The organism is Sabulicella glaciei (assembly GCF_026183895.1).
Classification (GTDB): Bacteria; Pseudomonadota; Alphaproteobacteria; order Acetobacterales; family Acetobacteraceae; genus Roseococcus; species Roseococcus glaciei.
Genome location: NZ_JAPFQI010000001.1, coordinates 961,189 through 980,064, shown reverse-complemented (window position 1 = coordinate 980,064; position 18,876 = coordinate 961,189). Strand labels below are relative to the sequence as shown.

The following is an 18,876-nucleotide window of genomic DNA, read 5'->3' as shown; positions in this document are numbered from 1 at the left end:
TCTAGCTTCCCCTCAAACAGGGAGGGGCGCGATGCCGGATGGAGTGGTGGAGGCCGACGCCTTCGCGGAATACCTGGGAAACATCCGGCGCCTCGTGCGCGACCGCCTGATCCCGGCGGAGCCACGGCTGGAAGGCGAGGAAACCCTGCCGGAGGACCTCACGGACCTCCTGCGGCAGGCTGGGCTGTTCGGGATCTCCATCCCCACGCGCCATGGCGGGCTGGGCCTCTCCATGGAGCAGCAGGTGCGGGTGATGATGGAGGTCACCTATGCCTCCGCCGTGTTCCGCGCCCGCTTCTCCACCACCATCGGACTCGGTTCGCAGCCCATCCTCTACAACGGGACGGAGGCGCAGCGGCGCGAATGGCTGCCGCGCATGGCGAGCGGCGAGGCCACCGCCGCCTTCTGCCTGACCGAGCCGGAAGCCGGCAGCGATGCCGGCGGCGTGCGGACCCGCGCGCGGCGCGACGGCGCGGAATTCGTCCTCGACGGCAGCAAGCGCTACATTACCAATGCCCGCCAGGCGCAGGTGCTGATCGTGATGGCGCGCTCCGAGGAGGGCTCGCGCGGGGCAGGCGGCATCAGCGCCTTCATCGTTCCGCGCGACACGCCCGGTATCACCATGGGCCCGGCCGACCGCAAGATGGGACAAGACGGCAGCGCGACGAGCGAGGTGTATTTCGATGGCGTCCGCGTGCCCGAGACGGCGCTGATCGGCGGGCGCGAGGGCGGTGGCTTCAAGACGGCGATGCGCGGCATCAACCACGCGCGTCTGCACGTCGCCACCACCTGTGTCGGGCAGGCGCAGCGCCTGCTGGACGAGGCGCTGTCCTATGCTCGGCAGCGCAAGCAGTTCGGCCAGCCCCTCGCGGAGTTCCAGCTCGTGCAGGCGCAGCTCGCCGATTCCCGCGCGGAGCTCCTAGCGGCCCGTTCGATGGTGCTGGAAACGGCGCGAGCCTTCGACGCGGCGGGCGAGGCGCAGGGCGGGATCATCGCCGACATCGCGTGCTGCAAGCTCTTCGCGTCCGAGATGGTGGGGCGCGTGGCCGACCGCGCCGTGCAGATCCACGGCGGCATGGGCTACATGCGCGGCACCGTGGTGGAGCAGTTCTTCCGCGACGTGCGACTGCTGCGGATCTTCGAGGGCGCTTCCGACATCCAGCGCCTGCTGATCGCGAAGGAGATAATGCGATGATCGCGCGACGCTCCCTGCTGGCCGCCCCGGCTCTGCTGCCCGGGCTGGCCGCGGCGCAATCCTGGCCCAACGGGCCCGTGCGCCTCGTCGTGCCCTTCGCGCCGGGCGGGGCCGCCGACACGCTTGGGCGGTTTTCCGCCGCAGCGTTAGGCGCGGCCACGGGCGGCTCCTTCCTTGTGGAGAACCGCACGGGCGCGGGCGGCAATGTCGGGCTGGAGCAGGTGGCGCGTTCCGCCCCCGACGGGCAGACTTTTGCCGTCGTCGCGGCGGCGGCGACCATCAACCAGACGCTTCACCGCAACCTCCCCTTCGACCTCCTGCGCGACTTCGCGCCCACCGTGGTGATCGCCATGGTGCCGAACGTCCTGTCCGTGCATCCCTCCACGCCCGTGCGGAACGCCAAGGAGTTCCTGGACTGGGCCATGGCGAAGGCGGGAGGCATTTCCTTCGGTTCGGCGGGAATCGGCACGCATCCGCATCTTTCGATGGAAGTGCTGCTGCGCCGCGCTGGCGCGCAAGGAACCCACGTGCCGTTCCGCGGCTCCGCCCCGGCGGTGACCGAGCTCATCGCCGGCCGCATCGATGCCGTCCTGGAGAATTTGCCGCCGCAATCCGCCTTCATCCGCGAGGGGCGGCTGCGGGCGCTTGGCATCTCCTCTCGCGAGCCGCATCCCGACTTCCCCGACATTCCGCCCTTGTCGCGCGAGCTGGGCTGGCCGGATTTCGAGCCGACCGCCTGGCAGGCGCTGATGGCGCCCGCCGGAACCCAGCCCGCCATCGTGGAGCGCGTGGCCGCCATCATCGCCACCGCCCTGCGGGAGGAGGCGAATGCCGCGCGCATCCGCTCCCTGGGGGCCATCCCCTCCGGCATGGGGCCGGCCGAGTTCCGCCCCTTCGTCGCCGCCGAGGTTGCGCGCTGGGCCGAAGTCGTGCGTGCGACGGGAGCGACCGCAGGATGAGAACCCGAGTCACCGAGATGCTCGGCATCGACCTTCCCATCGTCCAGGGGGGCCTCGCCCGCGTGGCAGGGGCGGAGCTTTGCGCCGCCGTTAGCGAGGCGGGCGGGCTGGGCCAGATCAGCACGGTCGGGCTGGACGGCCCGGAAGGATTGCGTTCGGAGATCCTCGCCTGCCGGGCGATGACCGCGAAGCCCTTCGGGGTGAACCTGCCCATCGGCCGCTTCGACATCACGCCGATGCTGGAGGTTGCGCTGGAGGAGCGGGTGGCGGTGATCGCCCTCACGGCCGGCAATCCCGCACCCTGGATCCGCCGGGTGAATGGCGGGGCCAAGGTGCTCGTACTCACCGCCGGGCCGGAGCTGGCCCGCAAGGCGGAGGCGGCGGGCGCCGACCTCGTCGCCACGGTGGGCTTCGAGGGCGGCGGCCATATCGGGCGCAGCGACGAGACGACGATGGTGATGGTGCCGCGCGTCGCCGCCGCCGTGTCCATCCCGGTCCTCGCCTCCGGCGGCATCGCGGATGGGCGAGGCCTCGTGGCGGCGCTGGCCCTGGGCGCCGAGGGGGTGGAGATGGGCACGCGCTTCGTCGCCACGAGGGAGGCGCGGGCGCATTCCGCCTACAAGCACGCCCTGCTCGCCGCGCAGCCGGAACAGACCATGCTGATCAAGCGCAGCGTGGGCCAGCCGGGGCGCGTCCTCCGTTCCCGCCATGCCGAGGCGATCGTCGCGGCCGAGGCGAAGGGCGAGGACATCCTTCCCCTCATCTCCGGCGAGGCGAATGCGCGCGGCGTGGGCGAAGGCGCGCTGGAGGACAGCTATGTCTGGGCCGGGCAATGCGTCGGGCTGATCGAGGACCTGCCCTCGGCCGGCGAGGTGGTGCGGCGCATGGGCGCGGAGGCGCGCGCGGTGCTGGAACGGCTGCACCGCCTGGGCGCGGAGGCTCAGGCGGCGCTGGGCTGAAGCCGGGCGAGGGGGTGATGCTCCTCGACCACGGCGCGCAGCCTTTCCTCCAGCACGCGGGTGTAGACCTGCGTGGTGGCGATGTCGGCGTGGCCGAGCAGGGTCTGGAGCGCGCGGAGATCGGCGCCGCGCGACAGGAGATGCGTGGCGAAGGAATGGCGCAGCACGTGCGGCGACACCCGCGCCGGGTCCAGCCCGCCCGCCAGCGCCGCCTGCTTCAGCAGGAGCCCGACCCCCTGCCGCGTCAGATGCCCCGACGCCCCGCGTGAGGGAAGGAGCCAGCGCTGCGCCTGCGGCCGCCCCTTGCCGCGCTTGGTCAGGCCTTCGCGCGCCATGGAAGTCGCTTCGCGCGCGCGACGGGAAACGGGCACGAGCCTCTCCTTCGCGCCCTTGCCGCGCACCGTCACCAGCGGTGCGTCGCCGCGCAGCGCGCCGGAAGGCAGCGTCACCAGTTCCGAGACACGCAGGCCGGATGCGTAGAGCAGCTCGATCACCGCCAACGCCACCGGCGCCTGGCTGTCGGGCAGGGAGGCCGCGCCCATGGTGAGGAGGTCCATCTCCTCCTCGGTCAGCGCCTTGGGCAGCGGGCCAGGGGCCTTGGGGCTTTCCAGCAACTCGGTCGGGTCGTCGAGGCGAAGCCCCTCGCGCGCCAGGAAGCGGTGGAACTGCCGCAGCGAGGACAGCTTCCGTGCCTGGGAACGCGGCGAGAAGCCACGGCCGGCCAGCCCGCCGATATAGGTGCGGAGTTCCGCCGCATCGGCCCGCACCGGATCATGCGCCGCGATGTATTCCGCAAGGTCGGTCCGGTAGGCGAGCAGCGTGTTGCGCGCGGCGCCACGCTCGGCCGCCATCATCTCCAGGAAGGCTTCCAGAAGATGGAGGGCCACGCGCTACCGCGTCTGGAACCGGTCATTCGGCAGGACGCGCTCGACCGGCGAGGTCGAAACGTCCGGCGGAAAGGCGCCAAGCGCCAGCAAGCCGAGCACAAGGGCCGCGATCAGCAGGAGGATCAGAAGAAGGATCGGACGACGGAACATGGAAACCGGGGCATCCCCTCGCACGGCGCGGGCTTCGTGCTACCTTCGCGGACCGTGTCGCGCAACCTCGCCCCCCTTCCATCCGCCGCCGCTTTGCCCCCGCGCCGTTCGGTCGTCCTGGTCGGGATGCCAGGCGCCGGGAAATCCTCCATCGGCCGGCGCCTTGCCGCGCGCTGGGGCCTGCCCTTCCGCGACGCCGACACCGAGATCGAGCAGGCGGCCGGCATCGCCATCAGCGAGATCTTCGCCCGCTATGGCGAGGCGCATTTCCGCGAGGGCGAGCGCCGCGTGATCGGCCGCCTGGTGAACGGCGCGGAGCCCGTGGTGCTCGCCACCGGCGGCGGCGCCTTCGCCGATCCGGAAACGCGGGCGCTGCTGCGCTCCTCCGGTGCGCTCACCGTCTGGCTGAAGGTGCGGCTGCCCTTGCTGCTGCGCCGCGTGGCGGGGCGGGAGCATCGCCCGATGTTCCGCAACGCCGATCCGCGCGAGGTGCTGGAGCGGCTGATGGCGGCGCGCCACCCGCTCTACGCCCAGGCCGACCTCGTCGTTCCCTGCCAGGACGAGCCGCCGGAGCAGACCACCCGCCGCGTCGCCGAGGCGATCCTGGCGCACCGGCCGGCCGAGCGCCTGCGTGTGGAGCTCGACCGCGGCGCCTATGACATCCTGATCGGCGAAGGGATGCTTGCGCGCGTGGGGGCGGAGATGGCGGCGCGGCTGGACGGCCGGCGCTGCGTCGTCGTCACGGACCGCAACGTCGGGCTGCACCACCTGCCCACGCTTCGCACCAGCCTTGCTGAGGCGGGATTCACCCTGGCGGGCGAAGTGACGGTCGCCCCGGGCGAGGCGTCGAAATCGCTCGCGGAATACGCACGGGTGGTGGAAGCGATACTGGACGCGAAGCCCGACCGGCGCACCGCCGTGGTGGCGCTGGGCGGGGGTGTCGTGGGCGACCTAGCGGGCTTCGCGGCGGCCTCCGTCCTGCGCGGCCTGCCTTTCGTGCAATGCCCAACGAGCCTGCTGGCTCAGGTGGATTCCTCGGTCGGCGGCAAGACCGGCATCAACACTCGGCACGGCAAGAACCTCGTTGGAGCCTTCCACCAGCCACGCCTGGTCCTGGCCGATACGGGCGCGCTCCGCACCCTGCCGCCGCGCGAACTGCAGGCAGGCTGGGGCGAGGTGGCGAAGCACGGACTCCTGCATGGCGCGCTCTGGGAATGGTGCGAGGCGAATGGCCCGCGTGCACTGGCGGGCGACCCGGCCGCGCTGGCGCATGCCGTGCTGGAAAGCTGCCGCCTGAAGGCCGCCGTGGTGGCGGAGGACGAGTTCGAAACCAAGGCCCAGGGCGGGCGTGCCTTGCTGAATCTCGGCCACACCTTTGGCCACGCGCTGGAGGCCGAGACCGGCTACGGCGACGCGCTGCTGCATGGAGAGGCGGTGGCGATCGGCCTTGGCCTTGCGGCGGAGCTTTCGGCGCGGCTTGGCCTCTGCTCGCAGGAAATGCCCGGGCGCGTGCGCGAGCACGTGCGCGAATGCGGGATGCGGGTCCGGATTGCCGACCTCCCGCGCCGCTTCACGGCCGATGCGCTGATGGCGCGGATGCGGGCGGACAAGAAGGCGCGCGAGGGGCAGATGCGCTTCGTGCTGCTGCGCGGGGCCGGGCATTGCCTGACCGCGGACGACGTGCCCGAGGACGCGGTGCGCCGCTTGCTGATCGAGGAGGGAGCAAGTCCATGAAGAACACGCAGGTGCTGCTGCGGAACCGCCCGACGGGCGAGCCGTCGGAGACCGACTTCGAGGTGGTGGAGACCGAAATTCCAAGCCCCGGTCCCGGCCAGGTCCTGGTCCGCGCGCATTTCCTGTCGCTCGACCCGTACATGCGCGGCCGCATGAGCGACGCGAAGAGCTACGCCAAGCCCGTCGCGCTCGGCGAGGTCATGGAAGGCGCCACGGTCGGCGAGGTCGTGGAAAGCAACGACCCCCGCTTCGGCGAGGGCGACCTCGTCGCCGGCAGCAAGGGCTGGCAGCGCTTCAGCGTCGCGGACGGCGATGCGCTCCGCAAGGTGGACACGGGCATCGCGCCGCTTTCCACTTACACCGGCCTGCTGGGCATGCCGGGCCTGACCGCCTGGGTCGGGTTGGAGGATATCGGCCAGCCCAAGCCGGGCGAGACCGTCGTCGTCTCCGCGGCGTCCGGCGCGGTGGGGCAGGTGGCGGGACAGATCGCCAAGGCACGCGGGGCGCGGGTGATCGGCGTCGCGGGCGGCCAGGCCAAGTGCGACTTCGTCGTGAAGGAGCTGTGCTTCGACGCCTGCCTCGACCATCGTGGCGACCTCGATGCCCAGCTGGACAAGGCCTGTCCGGACGGGATCGACGTGTACTGGGAGAATGTGGGCGGCAAGACGCAGCACGCGGTCTTCCCGCGCTTCCGCGACTTCGGGCGCATGGTGATGTGTGGGATGATCTCGCAATACAACACCGCCCCCGGGGCCGACACCTCCAAGGCCGAGCCAGGTCCCAACCTGGGCGCCGTGGTCCGCAAGCGGCTGCGCATCCAGGGCTTCATCGTGTTCGACACGGGCTGGCAGCGCTACGGGCGCTTCCTGGCCGAGATGGACGGGATGATCCGCGCCGGCCAGCTGAAGTGGAAGGAAGACGTGGTGGAGGGGCTGGAGCGGGCGCCGCGCGCCTTTATCGGCCTGCTGCGCGGCGAGAATTTCGGCAAGCTCGTCGTGAAGATCTGACCTTCAGGCAGCAGCGCGGCGCTGCTGCCATTCCGACAGGCGCTGGAGCAGCCGGTTCAAGGGCAGCCCCAGCCTGTCCGGCAGGGCAAGGCACGCCGCCTTAGCACGCAGCCGCGGCGGGCGGTCGCGGGGCGCGACCTCGGAAAGGAGGCGCCGCGCCAGGGCGTGGTTGCGCTCCGCGAAGGCAAGCTCCGCGGCGGCGACGCTACGGTGTTGAAGCTCCTGCTCGATCACGGCGCGGAACGGCACCGCCTCTCGGTGGTGGCGCAGGACGAAGCGCAGCAATTCCACCTCCTGCTTCAGGTGCTGGGCCTGGTCGTGCAGCGTGGTGCCGCTGTCGCGCCGGATCGTAACCATGGGATCGGGCAGCGCACCGGGGCGACCCGCATAAAGGCAGCGCAGGATGAACTCCCACCCCTCCGGACGGAGGCCGCGCATCCGTGAGTCAAAGCCCCCGGCGCGCTCCACCAGTGATCGGGCGAAAAGGGAGGCGGAAAGCCGGACTGGCGTCCAGCGGAAGGCGAGGGCAGCGACCAGCCGCTCGAACACGCATCCTTCGGGGATGTCGCGCCGCCCGCTCGCTTCCCACCAACCCGAGATGGCCGCGCCGAAGCCGGTCGCACCGGGTGTCGCCTCGTGCCGGAAATCGGCGAAGAGGAGGTCCAGCTTCGGAGCCGCGCGGTGCAGCGCGGCCATGCGGAGCAGGAAGTCCGGCTCCCAGCTTTCGCCCCCCTCGATGAAGGCCAGCCAATCGCCTCGCGCCCGGGCAATGCCGGCATTGCGCATCGCCTGCACGCCGCCCGAGCGTTCCACGCGCTGTATCGTGAGGCGCCGCCCGAACTCCGCGGCGAGGGCGAGACCTTCTTCCGTGGCACCGTCATCCACCACGATCACCTCGCGCGGCGCATGGCGCTGGCCCAGGACCGAGCGCAGCGTTCCGGACGGGGATGGCGCACCGGCGCGGAGCGGCAGGATGACGGAAACGTCCATGCGACACCTTCCATGCTGGGCTCGGGCGCTGTCCCCTGCCCCTATGGTAAGCGTCGAACGGGTGCGTCGGTTGCGACCTTAGCTTCGCTCCCGCAGCGCGCTCCGCTCCGTCTCGGCGCGGAGGCGGCGGACCTCCATCTCCAGCGCCGCCAGCCTTTCCCCGACCGGGTCGGGGTTGGAGGCCGAAAGCCCGTATCCGACATTCGGCTCCTGCGGGCAGTCGGAGGGTGGGCAGCGCGCCGGGATGCCGACCACCGTGGCGCCGTCCGGCACGTCGTTCACTGCGACCGCATTCGCGCCCACCCGCGCGCCGCGCCCGACGGTGATGGGCCCGAGGACCTGCGCGCCCGCGCCGATCACCGCCTTGTCGCGAATCGTCGGGTGCCGCTTGCCGGGCTTGAGCGAAAGCCCGCCCAGCGTGACGCCGTGATAGATCAGCACGTCGTCGCCAATCTCCGCCGTCTCGCCGATCACGACCCCCATTCCGTGGTCGATGAACAGACGCCGCCCGATCCGTGCGCCGGGATGGATCTCGATGCCCGTCAGCATCCGGCCGAGATGCGACGCGAAGCGCCCCGCGCCGCGCAGCCCGGCGCGCCACAGCGCATGGGCCAGGCGGTGCCACAGCACGGCGTGGAGGCCGGGATAAGAGAACACCACCTCGCCCCAGGAGGGCCGGGCCGGGTCCCGTTCGCGGATGGAACGGCCGAGTTCCAGCAATTCGCCGATCATGATTCGAGCCACGGCGGCGCGGGCAGGTTCTTGCCGCGCAGGAATTCAGGGTTGAACAGCTTGGACTGGTAGCGGGCGCCGCCGTCGCACAGGATGGTGACGATGCGGTGCCCCGGACCCATCTGTCGCGCCAGCTTGATCGCCGCCGCGACGTTCAGCCCGGCCGAGCCGCCGACGCACAGTCCTTCGTGCCGCGTCAGGTCGAAGACCTGCTCCAGCGCCTCCGGATCCGTCACCTGGATGGCGTCGTCGATCGGCATGCCCTCCAGATTGGCGGGGACGCGGGACTGGCCGATGCCCTCGGTGATCGAACTGCCCTCCGACATCACCGGCTCGCCAGTCTTGCGCCAGGAATAGAGGGCGCTGCCCAGCGGATCGGCCAGGACCACGCGGGTCGAGGGATCATGCGCCTTCAGCGCCAGGGCGACGCCCGCGAGCGTCCCGCCCGTTCCGCAGGCGCAGGTAAAGCCATCCACCTTGCCACCGGCCTGGGCGATGATCTCCGCCCCCGAGGTGCGGCGATGCCCCTCACGGTTGTCGAGGTTGTCGAACTGGTTGGCCCAGAACCATCCTTCGTCCTCGGCGAGGCGGCGGGAGACATGGACGTAGTTGCCCGGGTCCTTGAAGGGCTTGGCGGGAACGAGGCGCAGCTCGGCGCCGATCATGCGGAGGAAGTCGATCTTTTCCTGGCTCTGCGTCTCCGGCATCACGATGACCGAGCGGTAGCCACGCGCATTGCCCACCAGCGTCAGGCCGATGCCGGTGTTGCCCGCCGTTCCCTCGACGATCACGCCGCCGGGCTTCAGCGTGCCACGTTGCTCCGCCGCCTCGATGATGGCGAGGGCAGCGCGGTCCTTCACCGAGCCGCCTGGGTTCATGAACTCGGCCTTGCCGAGGATGTCGCACCCCGTTGCCTCGCTCGCGCGATGCAGCCGGATGAGGGGCGTGTTGCCGATGGAGCCGAGAAGGCCGGCGGAGGGGGCGGTCCACATGGGGACAGCTTATGTCTGCGTGGCGCGCCGTGGAAATCCCCATTCACGCTTCCCACGCGTGGCCGGGACGCGCGCCGTGCCGATCTTACGCCGCTAAAGCACGTTGACTGGCTGCAATTCCTCCAAGATAAAACGTAGATTGATCGTGCAATAAGGATTTTCACGATGGATCGCCGTTCGCTCCTGGCTGCCGCTGCCTCCCTGGCGCTTCCCCTCCCGGCTTTCGCGCAGGGCGAGCGGTCGATCCGCCTCATCGTGCCGGTGGCGCCCGGCGGCTCGCAGGATATCGTCGCGCGCCTCATCGCGCGTCACCTGGGGCCGGCCTTGGGCACGTCCATCCTCGTCGAAAACCTGCCAGGCGCTGGCTCCAACATCGGCTATGAGGCTGGGGCACGGGCGCGTCCGGATGGGCTGACGCTGGTTGCGGGCGCGGACAGCCTATCCATCAACAAGGCCCTCTTCCCGCGTCTCTCCTTCGATCCGCTGACCGACCTTGTCCCTGTGGCGCAGGTCACCTCCGTGCCGCAGATCCTGGTCACCCGCGCTGATTTTCCTGCCAATTCCCTGCCTGAGTTCGTGGAATACAGCCGGCGCACCCCGGTCGCGGTCGGGACGCCGGGCAATGGGCAACTTTCGCACCTGTTGATCGAGGTTTTACAGCAGGTGACCGAGACCACCTGGACCCATGCGCCCTATCGCGGCGGTGCGCTTGCGATCAATGACCTGCTCGGCGGCTCGCTTCAGGGCGTGATGATCAACATCGGCGCCGTGACGGACCACGTGCGGACTGGGCGTTTGAAGGGCCTCGCCGTGTCCACGGGTGCCCGCGCCGCGGCCCTGCCGGGGGTGCCGACGCTGTCCGAGGCGGGGCTGTCGGGGCTGGAGGCGTCGGGCTGGCATGGGCTGGTCGCCCCCAGGGGTACCGACCCTGCGCTGATCACGCGCATCAACACCGCGGTGGGTCAGGTGCTGCACGTGCCGGAGGTCGCGGAGCGGCTGAAGGGCCTGGGCATCGAGCCGGTGGACGCCCCGGCCGAGGCGCTGGGCGAGCGCCTGCGCGCCGACGCCACCCGCTGGGCCGAGGTGGTGCGCCGCACTGGCATGCAGCTGAGTTAGCGCCTCACTCGTCCCGACGGCGTCCGGTGATGAGCTGGGCGCCGTGCTGTCCGGTCGGCCGAACCTTCCCTGGGCTCCGCTTGCTTGAAGGTGAGGAGAAGGGAGCGCGCAAGGCGGTCGCGTCGTTCAGGGTCTTAAGGTGGGGCATCGGGCCGCGCCCATATGTCGTGGCTGAAATAAGAGTGCGTCGAGCCGGTGGCGATCACCATCGCGGCTGAAGGACGGGGATCCCTTTGGCCATGCGAACCACCAACCGCGCCTGCGTGCCCACCCCCGTCACTTCGCCCATCAGGGCAGAAGATGGTTCGCACCGGCCAAGCGATGGCCCCGGGTCCGGGCGCCGTCGTCGCCACCTGATGCAGCAGCTGGAGCAGATGGTGGTTCTACCGGTCCACCAGAGCCCGCGCCGAGGATGACGACGCGCAGTGGCGCCTTCTCGGCCGTCATGGCATGGCCCCCTCAGGGGATCAGGGCGATCTTTCCGAAATGCGCGTTGGCCTTCATGTGCGCCAGCGCCGCCTCGACGTCGTCCAGTGGGAAGCAGCGGTCCAGCGGCAGGCGCAACTCGCCGCGTTCCAGCGCGGGCCAAAGGTCGGCGCGCATCTTGCGCACGATCTCGCGGATCTCGTCGGCGGAGCGCGTGCGGAAGGTCACGCCGATGTAGGTGATGCGTCGCGCGGCATGGAGGTCGAAGTCGAAATCCGCGACCATGCCGCCCAGCCGCCCGACATTCACGATGCGGCCCAGGATAGCGGTGGCGCGCATGGTGTGCCGGACCAGCGAGCCGCTGATCTGGTCCACCACCGAATCCACGCCGCGCCCATCCGTGGCCTCCAGCACCTGGTCCACCCAGCCGGGATCGTTGGTGTCCACGGCGAGGGTCGCGCCGAACTCGCGCAGCCGGGCGCGGCGCTCGGCATTGGTGGAGGTTCCGATCACCACGGGGCTGCCCATCAGCCGCGCGACCTGCAATCCCATGAGTCCTACGCCGGAGGATGCGCCCTGGATCATCACCGTGCGTGAAGGGCCGGCGCGGCCATGCGTCACCACCGCGTCATGCATGGTCTGCAGCGCCACCGGCAGGGTGGCGGCGACCTCCCAGGACATGTTGGCATCCGGGATGGGCGACACGCGGCCCCAATCGGCCACCGCGTACTCGGCGAAGGAGGAGGCGAGGGAAGCCATGACGCGCATGCCGGGGCGGATCGAGTCCGGCACCTCCGACCCGACCTCCACCACCTCGCCGGCGCCTTCGAGGCCGGGAATGGCCCCCGGGCCGCCGATCGCTCCGTGGCGGTGGCCTGCCGCGACCGACAGGTCGGCGCGGTTCATGCCGATGGCGCGCAGGCGGATCAGCACCTGCTGCGGCCCTGGCTTCGGCTCGGGCACCTCCTGAACGGCGAGGCCCTGATCCGTGACGATGGCGGCCTTCATGGATGTCTCCTCAGAGTGTCTTGCGGTACCAGATGCGCGCATGGCCGGGCGGCATGCCGTCCAGCCGCCCCGCCTCGATCCAGCCGTTGCGTTTCCAGAAATTCGCGGCGGTGAAGGAGAAGGTGTCTGTATAGGCGTCGGTGCAGCCACGCGCGCGCGCCACCGCCTCCGCGCGCGAAAGAAGGTCGGTGCCGAGGCCCTGGCCGCGAACCTCGCGCGACAGCCACAGCCAGTCGATGAACAGCCAGTTCCAGTAGGTGAGGCCGAGCAGCCCGCCCTTCACCACGTCGTCCTCGTCGCGTGCCAGCACCGTCACCGGTTCGCGATCATAGGGACCCCCCATCTCCTGGTTGAAGGTGTGGAGGCCGCGCTGGATGGCAGCCACCGCCTCCAGTTCGGGGTAGTCGTCGTCGCTGATGGTCAGCCTGGGCGGATTCATCCCAGCCGGCCCCACGCCGCGACCAGCACGGTGAGGGTTCCAAGGAGGAGGTTCGCGGTGACCAGCTGGCGGACCCGGTCATTGGCGGCAGCGGCGCCCGCCTGGTCGCCGGCGGCCAGGGCGGCGCGCATCTGCTTCCAGGGGCCGAAGAAGATCGCAAGGAACACGGCGGCCATCAGCAGCCCGGTCAGGTGCATCAGGTGCACGTGCCAGCCCGCGCCCCGGAAGCCGCCGTAATAGCCGAAAAGCAGGCCGTAGCCGGAAAGGAGCACGATCGGCATGGCGTGCCAGACGACAAGAAAGAACCGCCGATGCGTCCCGCCCATCAGCGCCATTCGCTGCGCCGGTTCAAGCGCGGCGAGGGAGGGGCGCAATGCCAGGATGGCGAATGCCATGCCGCCCACCCAGAGCGCGGCGAAGAGGACGTGCAGGGCGTAAAGGAGGTTTGGCAACATCCTCCTGTTATTGGCCGGCGAGCCCTCGGATGGAAGAGGCGAGGGCCCGAAGCTCGGAAGCGGCGGCGGAACGGGGCTGCGCCTCGGTGACGCCCTGGCCGGTGGCGAAGGCCGTGGCATAGGCCGCGCGGTTGCCCAGGCGTTCCTCCAACACCGGCGCCTTGCGGCGGCTGAGTTCCTCCAGCACCACGTCGGCGACGCGCGATTGCGGCGGGACGCGGTTGAGCACGTACCGCCAGGGCTTCCGCTCGCCCTCGGCCAGGGCGACCGTCGCCTCGCTGGCCCAAAGGTCCGGCAAGGATGGCTGCAGGGGGATCAACACGAGGTCGGCGGCGCGCAGCATCTGCTTCGCGTCCGTGTCCACCTGCGGTGGGGTGTCGAGCACCACGAAGCCCGGCCCGCGCCGAAGCCCGTCCAGTGCGCCAGGCACCCGCCAGCCCGAGGGCGTGTCGAAGCGCAGCGGCGCATGGCCCTGGGCGACCCGAATGGCGTGCCAACGCGCCAGGGATTGCTGCGGGTCGGTGTCCAGCAGGGTGACGGGAGCGCCTTCTCCCAATGCGATGGCGAGGTTGGCCGCGAGGGTCGATTTCCCTGCGCCCCCCTTCTGCTGCGCGACCGCGATCACGAAGGCCATGCCCTTACCCCTTCGATTCGGCGCGGAGTCTAGCGCGCCTCGCGGATCGCCCGCAGGGCCGCGAGGATGGCGGCACCCGGGACGGTGAGGGGGCGCGGCGCGAGACCCTCGGCTGCGGGGGTCATGCTGGCCTGCGAGAAGGCAACGCGGCCTGTCGCACCCTCCGCCGCCTCGCGGATGCGGGCATGGTAGCCGGTGAGGTCACCGCCCAGAAAGCTGTCCCAGGCCTGCGCGACGAAATGCAGCGATACGGTGGCGCCCGTGCGGGCGGCAGCGGCCGAGAACAGCGCCTCCGTGGGCTCGCGCGTAGTGGGCGCGGCATAAAGCACGCTCACCTCGCCGCCCGAGCGCGTCGCGGCTTCGGCCAGGGCCGCGTCGGCGCGCAGGACGGGACAGGGCGCGCGCACCCGCTCCACCGCCCGCCCGATGGTGGAACAGGTGAGGATCACCGCATCCGCGGCGCGCGCCAGCGCCTCCATGACCCGCGCCGCCTCGTTCAGCGTCGCCTCGTCCGGCTCCCGAAGCAGGTCGGGACGGGCGTGGTGGGACAACTCGCAAGCGCGCACCGGCAGGGCCTCGGCCGCAGCCTCGAACAGGGCGGCGTTGCTGCGTGCCGTGTGCAGGCAGGCGAGGCGTGCGATCACGGCAGGAAGGGGTTGCGTCCGCGCGCCGCCCCACCGCGCGGGCCGAAATGCTGCGCGAGGTAGTCCACGATCTGCCGCCGCTCCTCGCCTTCCAGGGGCGCCATGCCGTGTACCTCGGTCATCCAGTCCATCAGCCCGTCCCAGCGATTCCGGTCAAAGGCGGAGCGCCGGATGATCGCGGTCGAGTGGCAGGCGGTGCAGGCGTAGAACACCTCCTCCTGGCCCGGCCCTCCGGGCAGGACAGACGGCTCTTCCTCTTGCGCCACGGCCGGCGTGGCGAGGAGGAGGGCGAGCAACAGGAAGCGACGCATCCTCACCCGACCAGGATGGCGGCGCGGCTGATCGGATTGGCGCCATAGCCCTGCGGGTTCCAGTTCGCGGCCGCATGGGGCTGCATTCGGCCTTCGCTGTCCGTGGCGCGGTACCAGATCTCGTAATACCCGTCGCGCGGCAGGGCGATGCGGCCTTGCCAGCGCTGCCAGGCGTGACGGTTGGCTGGGGCGGCCACTTCCATCCTCTGCCAGCTCGCCCCGAAATCCGTGGAGACATGGACGGAACTGACCCAAAGGTCGCCCGCCCAGGCGGCGCCGCGGAGTTCCAGCTCGCGGGTGCCAGCGGGGAGCCGCGACCCATGTGCGTGGGAGGACAGGATGGAGCGCACCGGCATGCTCTCCATGTCCGTGAAGGAGCGGCCATCGTTGCTGCTGCCCGGCACGATGGGCGTGACCGGCAGGCGGTAGGAAGTGCCGCCCATGCCGGCCCCCGTATGAGGCTTGTCCAGCACCGCAATGCGCGTCAGCCATTTCTGGGACAGGCTGCCCGGCCAGCCCGGGACCAGCAGCCGCGCCGGCGCGCCATGGATGTGCGGGATGGGCTGCCCGTTCAGCTGGAACACGATCAGCGTGTCGTCATCCATCGCCTTGGCGAGCCGCATCCCGCGCGAGATGGCGGCGCGGTCCGCCGCGCCCGACAGATGCGGGTCCGCACCGAAATGCCCGGTATGCGCGGCGCCCGGCTTAAGCCCGGCGGCGCGCAGCACGTCGCGCAGCCGCACCCCGGTCCATTGGCCGTTGCTGATGGCGCCGTTGCCCCACTGGTTGCCGCGCGTCTGCGGGGCGAAATGGGCACGCCCGTTGCCGCCGCATTCCATCTGCAGCTGCATCGTCACGTTCTCGAACCGGGAGCGCAGCTCGCCAAGGGTCAGGTTGAGGGGCGAGTTCACCTCGCCATCCACCGTGATGCGCCACGAATCGGCGTCGCCCGTGTGCTGCTCGGGGATCTGGCCGTTGTTGCGGATAAAGAAATGGCGGTAGCTGGTGATGGGCTCGTCCAGCATGTGCTCGGGCGTCTCGGCCACGAGCGGGCGGTCGCCTTGCAGGATCAGGTCAGCCTTGCCCTCGAACCGCAGCACAGGCGGGGCGTTGCCGCCGCTGCCCTGCGCCGAGGCGGGCCGGGCGAAGAGCGCCGGCAGGTGCCCTTCCGGCATGTGGCGGGCGAAGGGGATGGCCGCGCCCAGGGCGGCGCCCATGGCCGTGAGGGCCGCTCCCTTCAGCGCGCCGCGCCGGCCAAAGGCCACGGCATCGGCCCGCTCGGGGTCGTCGCGGTAAAGCTCCTGGATCGAACGTTCGGCCATGGGGGTTCCTCCGGCTGTTCCGCTTTCGCGCGGCTTCGTCCGATTATGAGCGCGATGACCCGCCGCGCCGCAACCCCCAGCGAATTGCTCTCCCCCACCGAGATGGCCGAGGCCGACCGCCTCGCCGGGAACGGACCGGCGCTGATGGAGGCGGCCGGCGCGGCCGTGGCCCGCGCCATCCGCTCGCGCTTCCGCCCCTTGCCCGTGCTGGTCCTGGCCGGGCCAGGACACAATGGCGGCGATGGGTATGTCGCCGCGCGGCACCTGGAACGCGCGGGCTGGGACGTTGCCGTGGCGCCCTTGGCCCCGCCGAATGGCGACGCGGCGGGAGCTGCCGCGCACTGGCGCGGCCCCATTCGCCCCTTCGCCCCTGCGTCCCTTGCCCGTGCCGGGCTGGTGGTGGACGCGGTGTTCGGCGCTGGCCTGTCCCGTCCGGTTGACGGCCAAGTGGCGGAAACGCTCTGCGCGATCCGAACGCCGATCGTGGCGGTGGACGTGCCGAGCGGAGTGGATGGCGCCACCGGCGCGGTGCGGGGCCTCGCGCGGCAGGCGGCGCTGACCGTGACCTTCTTCCGGCTGAAGCCTGGTCACCTCCTGCTGCCCGGCCGCGACCTTTGCGGCGAGACGGTCCTGGCCGAGATCGGCCTGCCGGAAGCCGTGCTGGACCGAATCGGTCCGCGCAGCTTCCGCAACGGTCCAGGGCTGTGGCGGCTCCCGCAGCCCGACACCGCCACGCACAAGCATTCGCGCGGGCATGTGACAATGCTTTCCTCCGACGCCTTGTCAGGGGCCGCGCTGCTTGCGGCGCGGGGGGCGCGGCGCGCCGGGGCTGGCTTGGTCACCCTGGCCTGCGAGAGCGAGAACGCAGCACGCGCGCACCGCATGGCCGAGCCGGGCGCCCTGACCCTCACGGGCGACTGGCCCGAGGCGCTGCTGGAGGATGGTCGGCGCGAGGTGTTCTGCGCAGGCCCAGGCCTTCCCCCCGACGCCACGACCCGCGGGACGGTGGCTGCGCTGCTTGCCGCTGGGAAGCGCCTCGTCCTCGACGCGGGTGCGCTCACCGCCTTTGCGGGCCACCCAGACCGGTTGCACGGCGCCGCCATCCTGACCCCCCACATGGCCGAGTTCGCGCGCCTGTTCGGCGAGGTGGGGAAGGACCGGCTTGAAGCGGCGCGCAGGGCTGCGGCGCAGTCCGGGGCGGTGATCCTCCTGAAAGGCAGCGATACGGTGATCGCCGCGCCGGATGGGCGAGCCGCCATCAACGACAACGCGCCTGCCTGGCTGGCCACCGGCGGAACGGGCGACGTGCTGGCCGGAATCGCGGCTGCCCTGCTGGCCCAGGGAATGCCGCCCTTCGAAGCCGCATGCGCCGCCGCCTGGCTGCAAGGCGAGGCCGCGCAGAGGGCCGGCCCAGGCATGATCGCGGAGGATCTGCCACCGCAAATTCACGCTACGTTTCTCCATGTTGCGGCGTTAATATAGACAGTCGCCCGGAGAGAAGTTTGATGTCTGACGTCGTCGTGATTCCCGCCGAGACCCTGGTGGACCGCGCCCTCCGGCGCGTGACCGGCCTTTGGCGCGACATGGCGGAACGCGTCTCGGGCCGCGAGGAAGAGCTCTCCATCGCCGAGCAGATGGGGGCCTGCCTGTCCGGACGGGGTGGCGAGGTTTCGGCCCGCGCCCGCGCGGCGAAGCTCGCGGCTGCCTACCGATCCCTGCCAGCGGCGGACCGGCTGTCCTTTCTCCGCACGCTGGCGGAGTTCGATGCGGACCCGGTGGCCGTCGAGAAGGCAATGGCGCAATGGACGGGCGCAACCGACCCTGCGGGCAAGGCCGCGGCCAAGGTCGCCCTGCGCCGCGCCCTGGAAAGCCCGCGCGTCCGTTTGATGACGCAGTTCACTGGCATTCCGGACGGGGTGAAGCTGCTGGTGGATCTGCGCGAGGACCTTCTCGGCCTGATGGGCGACGACCCGCTGCTGCGCGCCTTGGAAGCGGATCTCAAGACGCTGCTCGCTTCCTGGTTCGACGTCGGCTTCCTGGAGTTGCGCCGCATCGATTGGAACAGCCCCGCCGCCCTCCTGGAGAAGCTGATCCGCTACGAGGCGGTGCACCGCATCGAAAGCTGGGAAGACCTGAAGAACCGCCTGGACAGCGACCGCCGCTGCTACGCCTTCTTCCACCCCCGCATGCCGGAGGAGCCGCTGATCTTCGTGGAGGTCGCGCTCGTCCAGGGCCTCGCCGGCAGCGTCCAGGCCCTGCTGGACCCGACGGCCGAGGTGATGGACCCGGCCAAGGCCGACACGGCGATCTTCTACAGCATCAATAACTGCCAGCGCGGCCTCGACGGCATTGCGTTCGGCAACTTCCTGATCAAGCGCGTGGTCGATGTGCTGGGCCTGGAGTTCCGCAACCTGCGCAACTTCGCCACCCTCTCGCCGATCCCCGGCTTCTGCCGCTGGCTGGCCGCGCGGGAGGAGGCGGGCGCGGAGGGGCTGCTGACTCCAGAGGAGACGGAGGTGCTTCGCCAGGCGGCGCAGGCCTCGCCCGGCACCTCCGGCCTCGCGGCGCTGCAGATGCTGATGGCGCGCAAGGATTGGGACGCGCCGACGCTCAAGGCGCTGGAACCCGTGCTGAGCCGGCTTTGCCTGCGCTACCTCGCCGTGGAAGGTGGCCGGAACCCGAAGCGCGCCGCCGATCCGGTTGCGCATTTCCACCTCAGCAACGGCGCGCGCATCGAGCGCCTGAACTGGCGTGGCGACATCAGCCCCAAGGGCATGCGCGAGAGCGCGGGGATGATGGTCAACTACCTCTACGACCCCGAGGCGATCGAGGACAATCACGAGGCCTATGCGGGCGAGGGCAGGCGCGCCATGTCCGCACCGGTCCGCAAACTTGTGAAGAGCTGAATCCAGGGTA

At 70.7% G+C, this 18,876-nt stretch carries 20 protein-coding genes; 8 read left to right on the top strand and 12 right to left on the bottom strand.

Annotated features, from left to right (window positions below):
• Window positions 1-31: 31 nt before the first annotated feature.
• From OF850_RS04560 to OF850_RS04550, 3 genes are read left to right on the top strand one after another with little or no spacing between them, the layout of a single operon-like run.
• Complete coding sequence (locus OF850_RS04560; RefSeq protein WP_301588656.1) at window positions 32-1,195, top strand: acyl-CoA dehydrogenase family protein; 1,164 nt, start codon at window positions 32-34, stop codon at window positions 1,193-1,195.
• Window positions 1,192-2,154: a Bug family tripartite tricarboxylate transporter substrate binding protein gene (locus OF850_RS04555; protein ID WP_301588654.1), complete on the top strand. Its 963-nt coding sequence runs from the start codon at window positions 1,192-1,194 to the stop codon at window positions 2,152-2,154. Before OF850_RS04560 ends, OF850_RS04555 begins: the two co-directional genes overlap by 4 nt.
• Window positions 2,151-3,113 (top strand): NAD(P)H-dependent flavin oxidoreductase, encoded by a 963-nt coding sequence (locus OF850_RS04550; protein ID WP_301588652.1) that lies wholly within the window; start codon window positions 2,151-2,153, stop codon window positions 3,111-3,113. Before OF850_RS04555 ends, OF850_RS04550 begins: the two co-directional genes overlap by 4 nt.
• Here the strand turns inward: OF850_RS04550 and OF850_RS04545 are convergent.
• On the bottom strand, window positions 3,095-4,000 hold the full coding sequence (locus tag OF850_RS04545; RefSeq protein WP_301588651.1) for a tyrosine recombinase: 906 nt from the start codon (window positions 3,998-4,000) through the stop codon (window positions 3,095-3,097). The two genes, OF850_RS04550 and OF850_RS04545, sit on opposite strands and share 19 nt — an antisense overlap.
• A 3-nt stretch (window positions 4,001-4,003) precedes the next feature.
• Window positions 4,004-4,150, bottom strand: a complete 147-nt coding sequence (locus tag OF850_RS04540; RefSeq protein ID WP_301588650.1) for a hypothetical protein — start codon at window positions 4,148-4,150, stop codon at window positions 4,004-4,006.
• Window positions 4,151-4,186: 36 nt separating this feature from the next.
• On the opposite strand from OF850_RS04540, the gene aroB reads away from it, so the two are divergent.
• A complete protein-coding gene (gene aroB, locus OF850_RS04535; protein WP_301588648.1) occupies window positions 4,187-5,884 on the top strand; it encodes a 3-dehydroquinate synthase in 1,698 nt (565 codons plus the stop codon).
• Window positions 5,881-6,891 (top strand): NADP-dependent oxidoreductase, encoded by a 1,011-nt coding sequence (locus OF850_RS04530; protein WP_301588647.1) that lies wholly within the window; start codon window positions 5,881-5,883, stop codon window positions 6,889-6,891. Before aroB ends, OF850_RS04530 begins: the two co-directional genes overlap by 4 nt.
• A gap of 3 nt (window positions 6,892-6,894) precedes the next feature.
• On the opposite strand, the gene OF850_RS04525 is transcribed toward OF850_RS04530, so the two are convergent.
• The 3 genes from OF850_RS04525 to OF850_RS04515 all read right to left on the bottom strand — a co-directional run bounded on the left by OF850_RS04525 (window position 6,895) and on the right by OF850_RS04515 (window position 9,605).
• Window positions 6,895-7,881 (bottom strand): glycosyltransferase family 2 protein, encoded by a 987-nt coding sequence (locus tag OF850_RS04525; protein ID WP_301588645.1) that lies wholly within the window; start codon window positions 7,879-7,881, stop codon window positions 6,895-6,897.
• Between the two features lie 78 nt (window positions 7,882-7,959).
• Window positions 7,960-8,625, bottom strand: coding sequence for a serine O-acetyltransferase (gene cysE / locus OF850_RS04520; protein WP_408906455.1), 666 nt, complete (start codon window positions 8,623-8,625; stop codon window positions 7,960-7,962).
• Complete coding sequence (locus OF850_RS04515; RefSeq protein ID WP_301588644.1) at window positions 8,610-9,605, bottom strand: cysteine synthase A; 996 nt, start codon at window positions 9,603-9,605, stop codon at window positions 8,610-8,612. The genes cysE and OF850_RS04515 overlap by 16 nt, the downstream gene beginning before the upstream one ends.
• Window positions 9,606-9,770: 165 nt before the next feature.
• Between OF850_RS04515 and OF850_RS04510 the strand changes: the two genes are divergently transcribed.
• On the top strand, window positions 9,771-10,721 hold the full coding sequence (locus OF850_RS04510) for a Bug family tripartite tricarboxylate transporter substrate binding protein (RefSeq protein ID WP_301588641.1): 951 nt from the start codon (window positions 9,771-9,773) through the stop codon (window positions 10,719-10,721).
• Window positions 10,722-11,180: 459 nt separating this feature from the next.
• On the opposite strand, the gene OF850_RS04505 is transcribed toward OF850_RS04510, so the two are convergent.
• The 7 genes from OF850_RS04505 to OF850_RS04475 are packed head-to-tail and all read right to left on the bottom strand — an operon-like array spanning window position 11,181 to window position 15,960.
• On the bottom strand, window positions 11,181-12,155 hold the full coding sequence (locus tag OF850_RS04505) for a zinc-binding dehydrogenase (protein ID WP_301588640.1): 975 nt from the start codon (window positions 12,153-12,155) through the stop codon (window positions 11,181-11,183).
• A gap of 10 nt (window positions 12,156-12,165) precedes the next feature.
• Window positions 12,166-12,594: a GNAT family N-acetyltransferase gene (locus tag OF850_RS04500; protein WP_301588638.1), complete on the bottom strand. Its 429-nt coding sequence runs from the start codon at window positions 12,592-12,594 to the stop codon at window positions 12,166-12,168.
• A complete protein-coding gene (locus OF850_RS04495) occupies window positions 12,591-13,049 on the bottom strand; it encodes a CopD family protein (RefSeq protein ID WP_301588637.1) in 459 nt (152 codons plus the stop codon). The genes OF850_RS04500 and OF850_RS04495 overlap by 4 nt, the downstream gene beginning before the upstream one ends.
• 7 nt (window positions 13,050-13,056) lie before the next feature.
• The gene (parA, locus tag OF850_RS04490) at window positions 13,057-13,683 is read right to left on the bottom strand and encodes a ParA family partition ATPase (protein ID WP_301588635.1); all 627 of its coding nucleotides are present in this window, start codon (window positions 13,681-13,683) and stop codon (window positions 13,057-13,059) included.
• A 29-nt stretch (window positions 13,684-13,712) separates the two neighbouring features.
• Window positions 13,713-14,327: a hypothetical protein gene (locus OF850_RS04485; RefSeq protein WP_301588634.1), complete on the bottom strand. Its 615-nt coding sequence runs from the start codon at window positions 14,325-14,327 to the stop codon at window positions 13,713-13,715.
• Window positions 14,324-14,623 carry a hypothetical protein gene (locus tag OF850_RS04480; RefSeq protein ID WP_301588633.1) on the bottom strand — a complete coding sequence of 100 codons (300 nt, stop codon included), beginning with the start codon at window positions 14,621-14,623 and terminating at the stop codon, window positions 14,324-14,326. The genes OF850_RS04485 and OF850_RS04480 overlap by 4 nt, the downstream gene beginning before the upstream one ends.
• A 17-nt stretch (window positions 14,624-14,640) precedes the next feature.
• Entirely contained in the window at window positions 14,641-15,960 is a 1,320-nt protein-coding gene (locus tag OF850_RS04475; RefSeq protein ID WP_301588632.1) for a sulfite oxidase, read from the bottom strand.
• Window positions 15,961-16,005: 45 nt separating this feature from the next.
• Between OF850_RS04475 and OF850_RS04470 the strand changes: the two genes are divergently transcribed.
• A complete protein-coding gene (locus tag OF850_RS04470) occupies window positions 16,006-17,442 on the top strand; it encodes an NAD(P)H-hydrate dehydratase (protein WP_301588630.1) in 1,437 nt (478 codons plus the stop codon).
• A gap of 23 nt (window positions 17,443-17,465) precedes the next feature.
• On the top strand, window positions 17,466-18,866 hold the full coding sequence (locus OF850_RS04465; RefSeq protein ID WP_301588628.1) for a malonyl-CoA decarboxylase: 1,401 nt from the start codon (window positions 17,466-17,468) through the stop codon (window positions 18,864-18,866).
• The last annotated feature ends 10 nt before the right edge of the window (window positions 18,867-18,876 follow it).

Bases quoted from the DNA above. Each gene is read 5' to 3' on its own strand.
- OF850_RS04560 (WP_301588656.1), top strand. From the start codon at position 32: ATGCCGGATGGAGTGGTGGAGGCCGACGCCTTCGCGGAATACCTGGGA.
- OF850_RS04555 (WP_301588654.1), top strand. From the start codon at position 1,192: ATGATCGCGCGACGCTCCCTGCTGGCCGCCCCGGCTCTGCTGCCCGGG.
- OF850_RS04550 (WP_301588652.1), top strand. From the start codon at position 2,151: ATGAGAACCCGAGTCACCGAGATGCTCGGCATCGACCTTCCCATCGTC.
- OF850_RS04540 (WP_301588650.1), bottom strand. From the start codon at position 4,150: ATGTTCCGTCGTCCGATCCTTCTTCTGATCCTCCTGCTGATCGCGGCC.
- OF850_RS04530 (WP_301588647.1), top strand. From the start codon at position 5,881: ATGAAGAACACGCAGGTGCTGCTGCGGAACCGCCCGACGGGCGAGCCG.
- OF850_RS04525 (WP_301588645.1), bottom strand. From the start codon at position 7,881: ATGGACGTTTCCGTCATCCTGCCGCTCCGCGCCGGTGCGCCATCCCCG.
- OF850_RS04515 (WP_301588644.1), bottom strand. From the start codon at position 9,605: ATGTGGACCGCCCCCTCCGCCGGCCTTCTCGGCTCCATCGGCAACACG.
- OF850_RS04510 (WP_301588641.1), top strand. From the start codon at position 9,771: ATGGATCGCCGTTCGCTCCTGGCTGCCGCTGCCTCCCTGGCGCTTCCC.
- OF850_RS04505 (WP_301588640.1), bottom strand. From the start codon at position 12,155: ATGAAGGCCGCCATCGTCACGGATCAGGGCCTCGCCGTTCAGGAGGTG.
- OF850_RS04500 (WP_301588638.1), bottom strand. From the start codon at position 12,594: ATGAATCCGCCCAGGCTGACCATCAGCGACGACGACTACCCCGAACTG.
- OF850_RS04495 (WP_301588637.1), bottom strand. From the start codon at position 13,049: ATGTTGCCAAACCTCCTTTACGCCCTGCACGTCCTCTTCGCCGCGCTC.
- parA (WP_301588635.1), bottom strand. From the start codon at position 13,683: ATGGCCTTCGTGATCGCGGTCGCGCAGCAGAAGGGGGGCGCAGGGAAA.
- OF850_RS04475 (WP_301588632.1), bottom strand. From the start codon at position 15,960: ATGGCCGAACGTTCGATCCAGGAGCTTTACCGCGACGACCCCGAGCGG.
- OF850_RS04470 (WP_301588630.1), top strand. From the start codon at position 16,006: ATGAGCGCGATGACCCGCCGCGCCGCAACCCCCAGCGAATTGCTCTCC.
- OF850_RS04465 (WP_301588628.1), top strand. From the start codon at position 17,466: ATGTCTGACGTCGTCGTGATTCCCGCCGAGACCCTGGTGGACCGCGCC.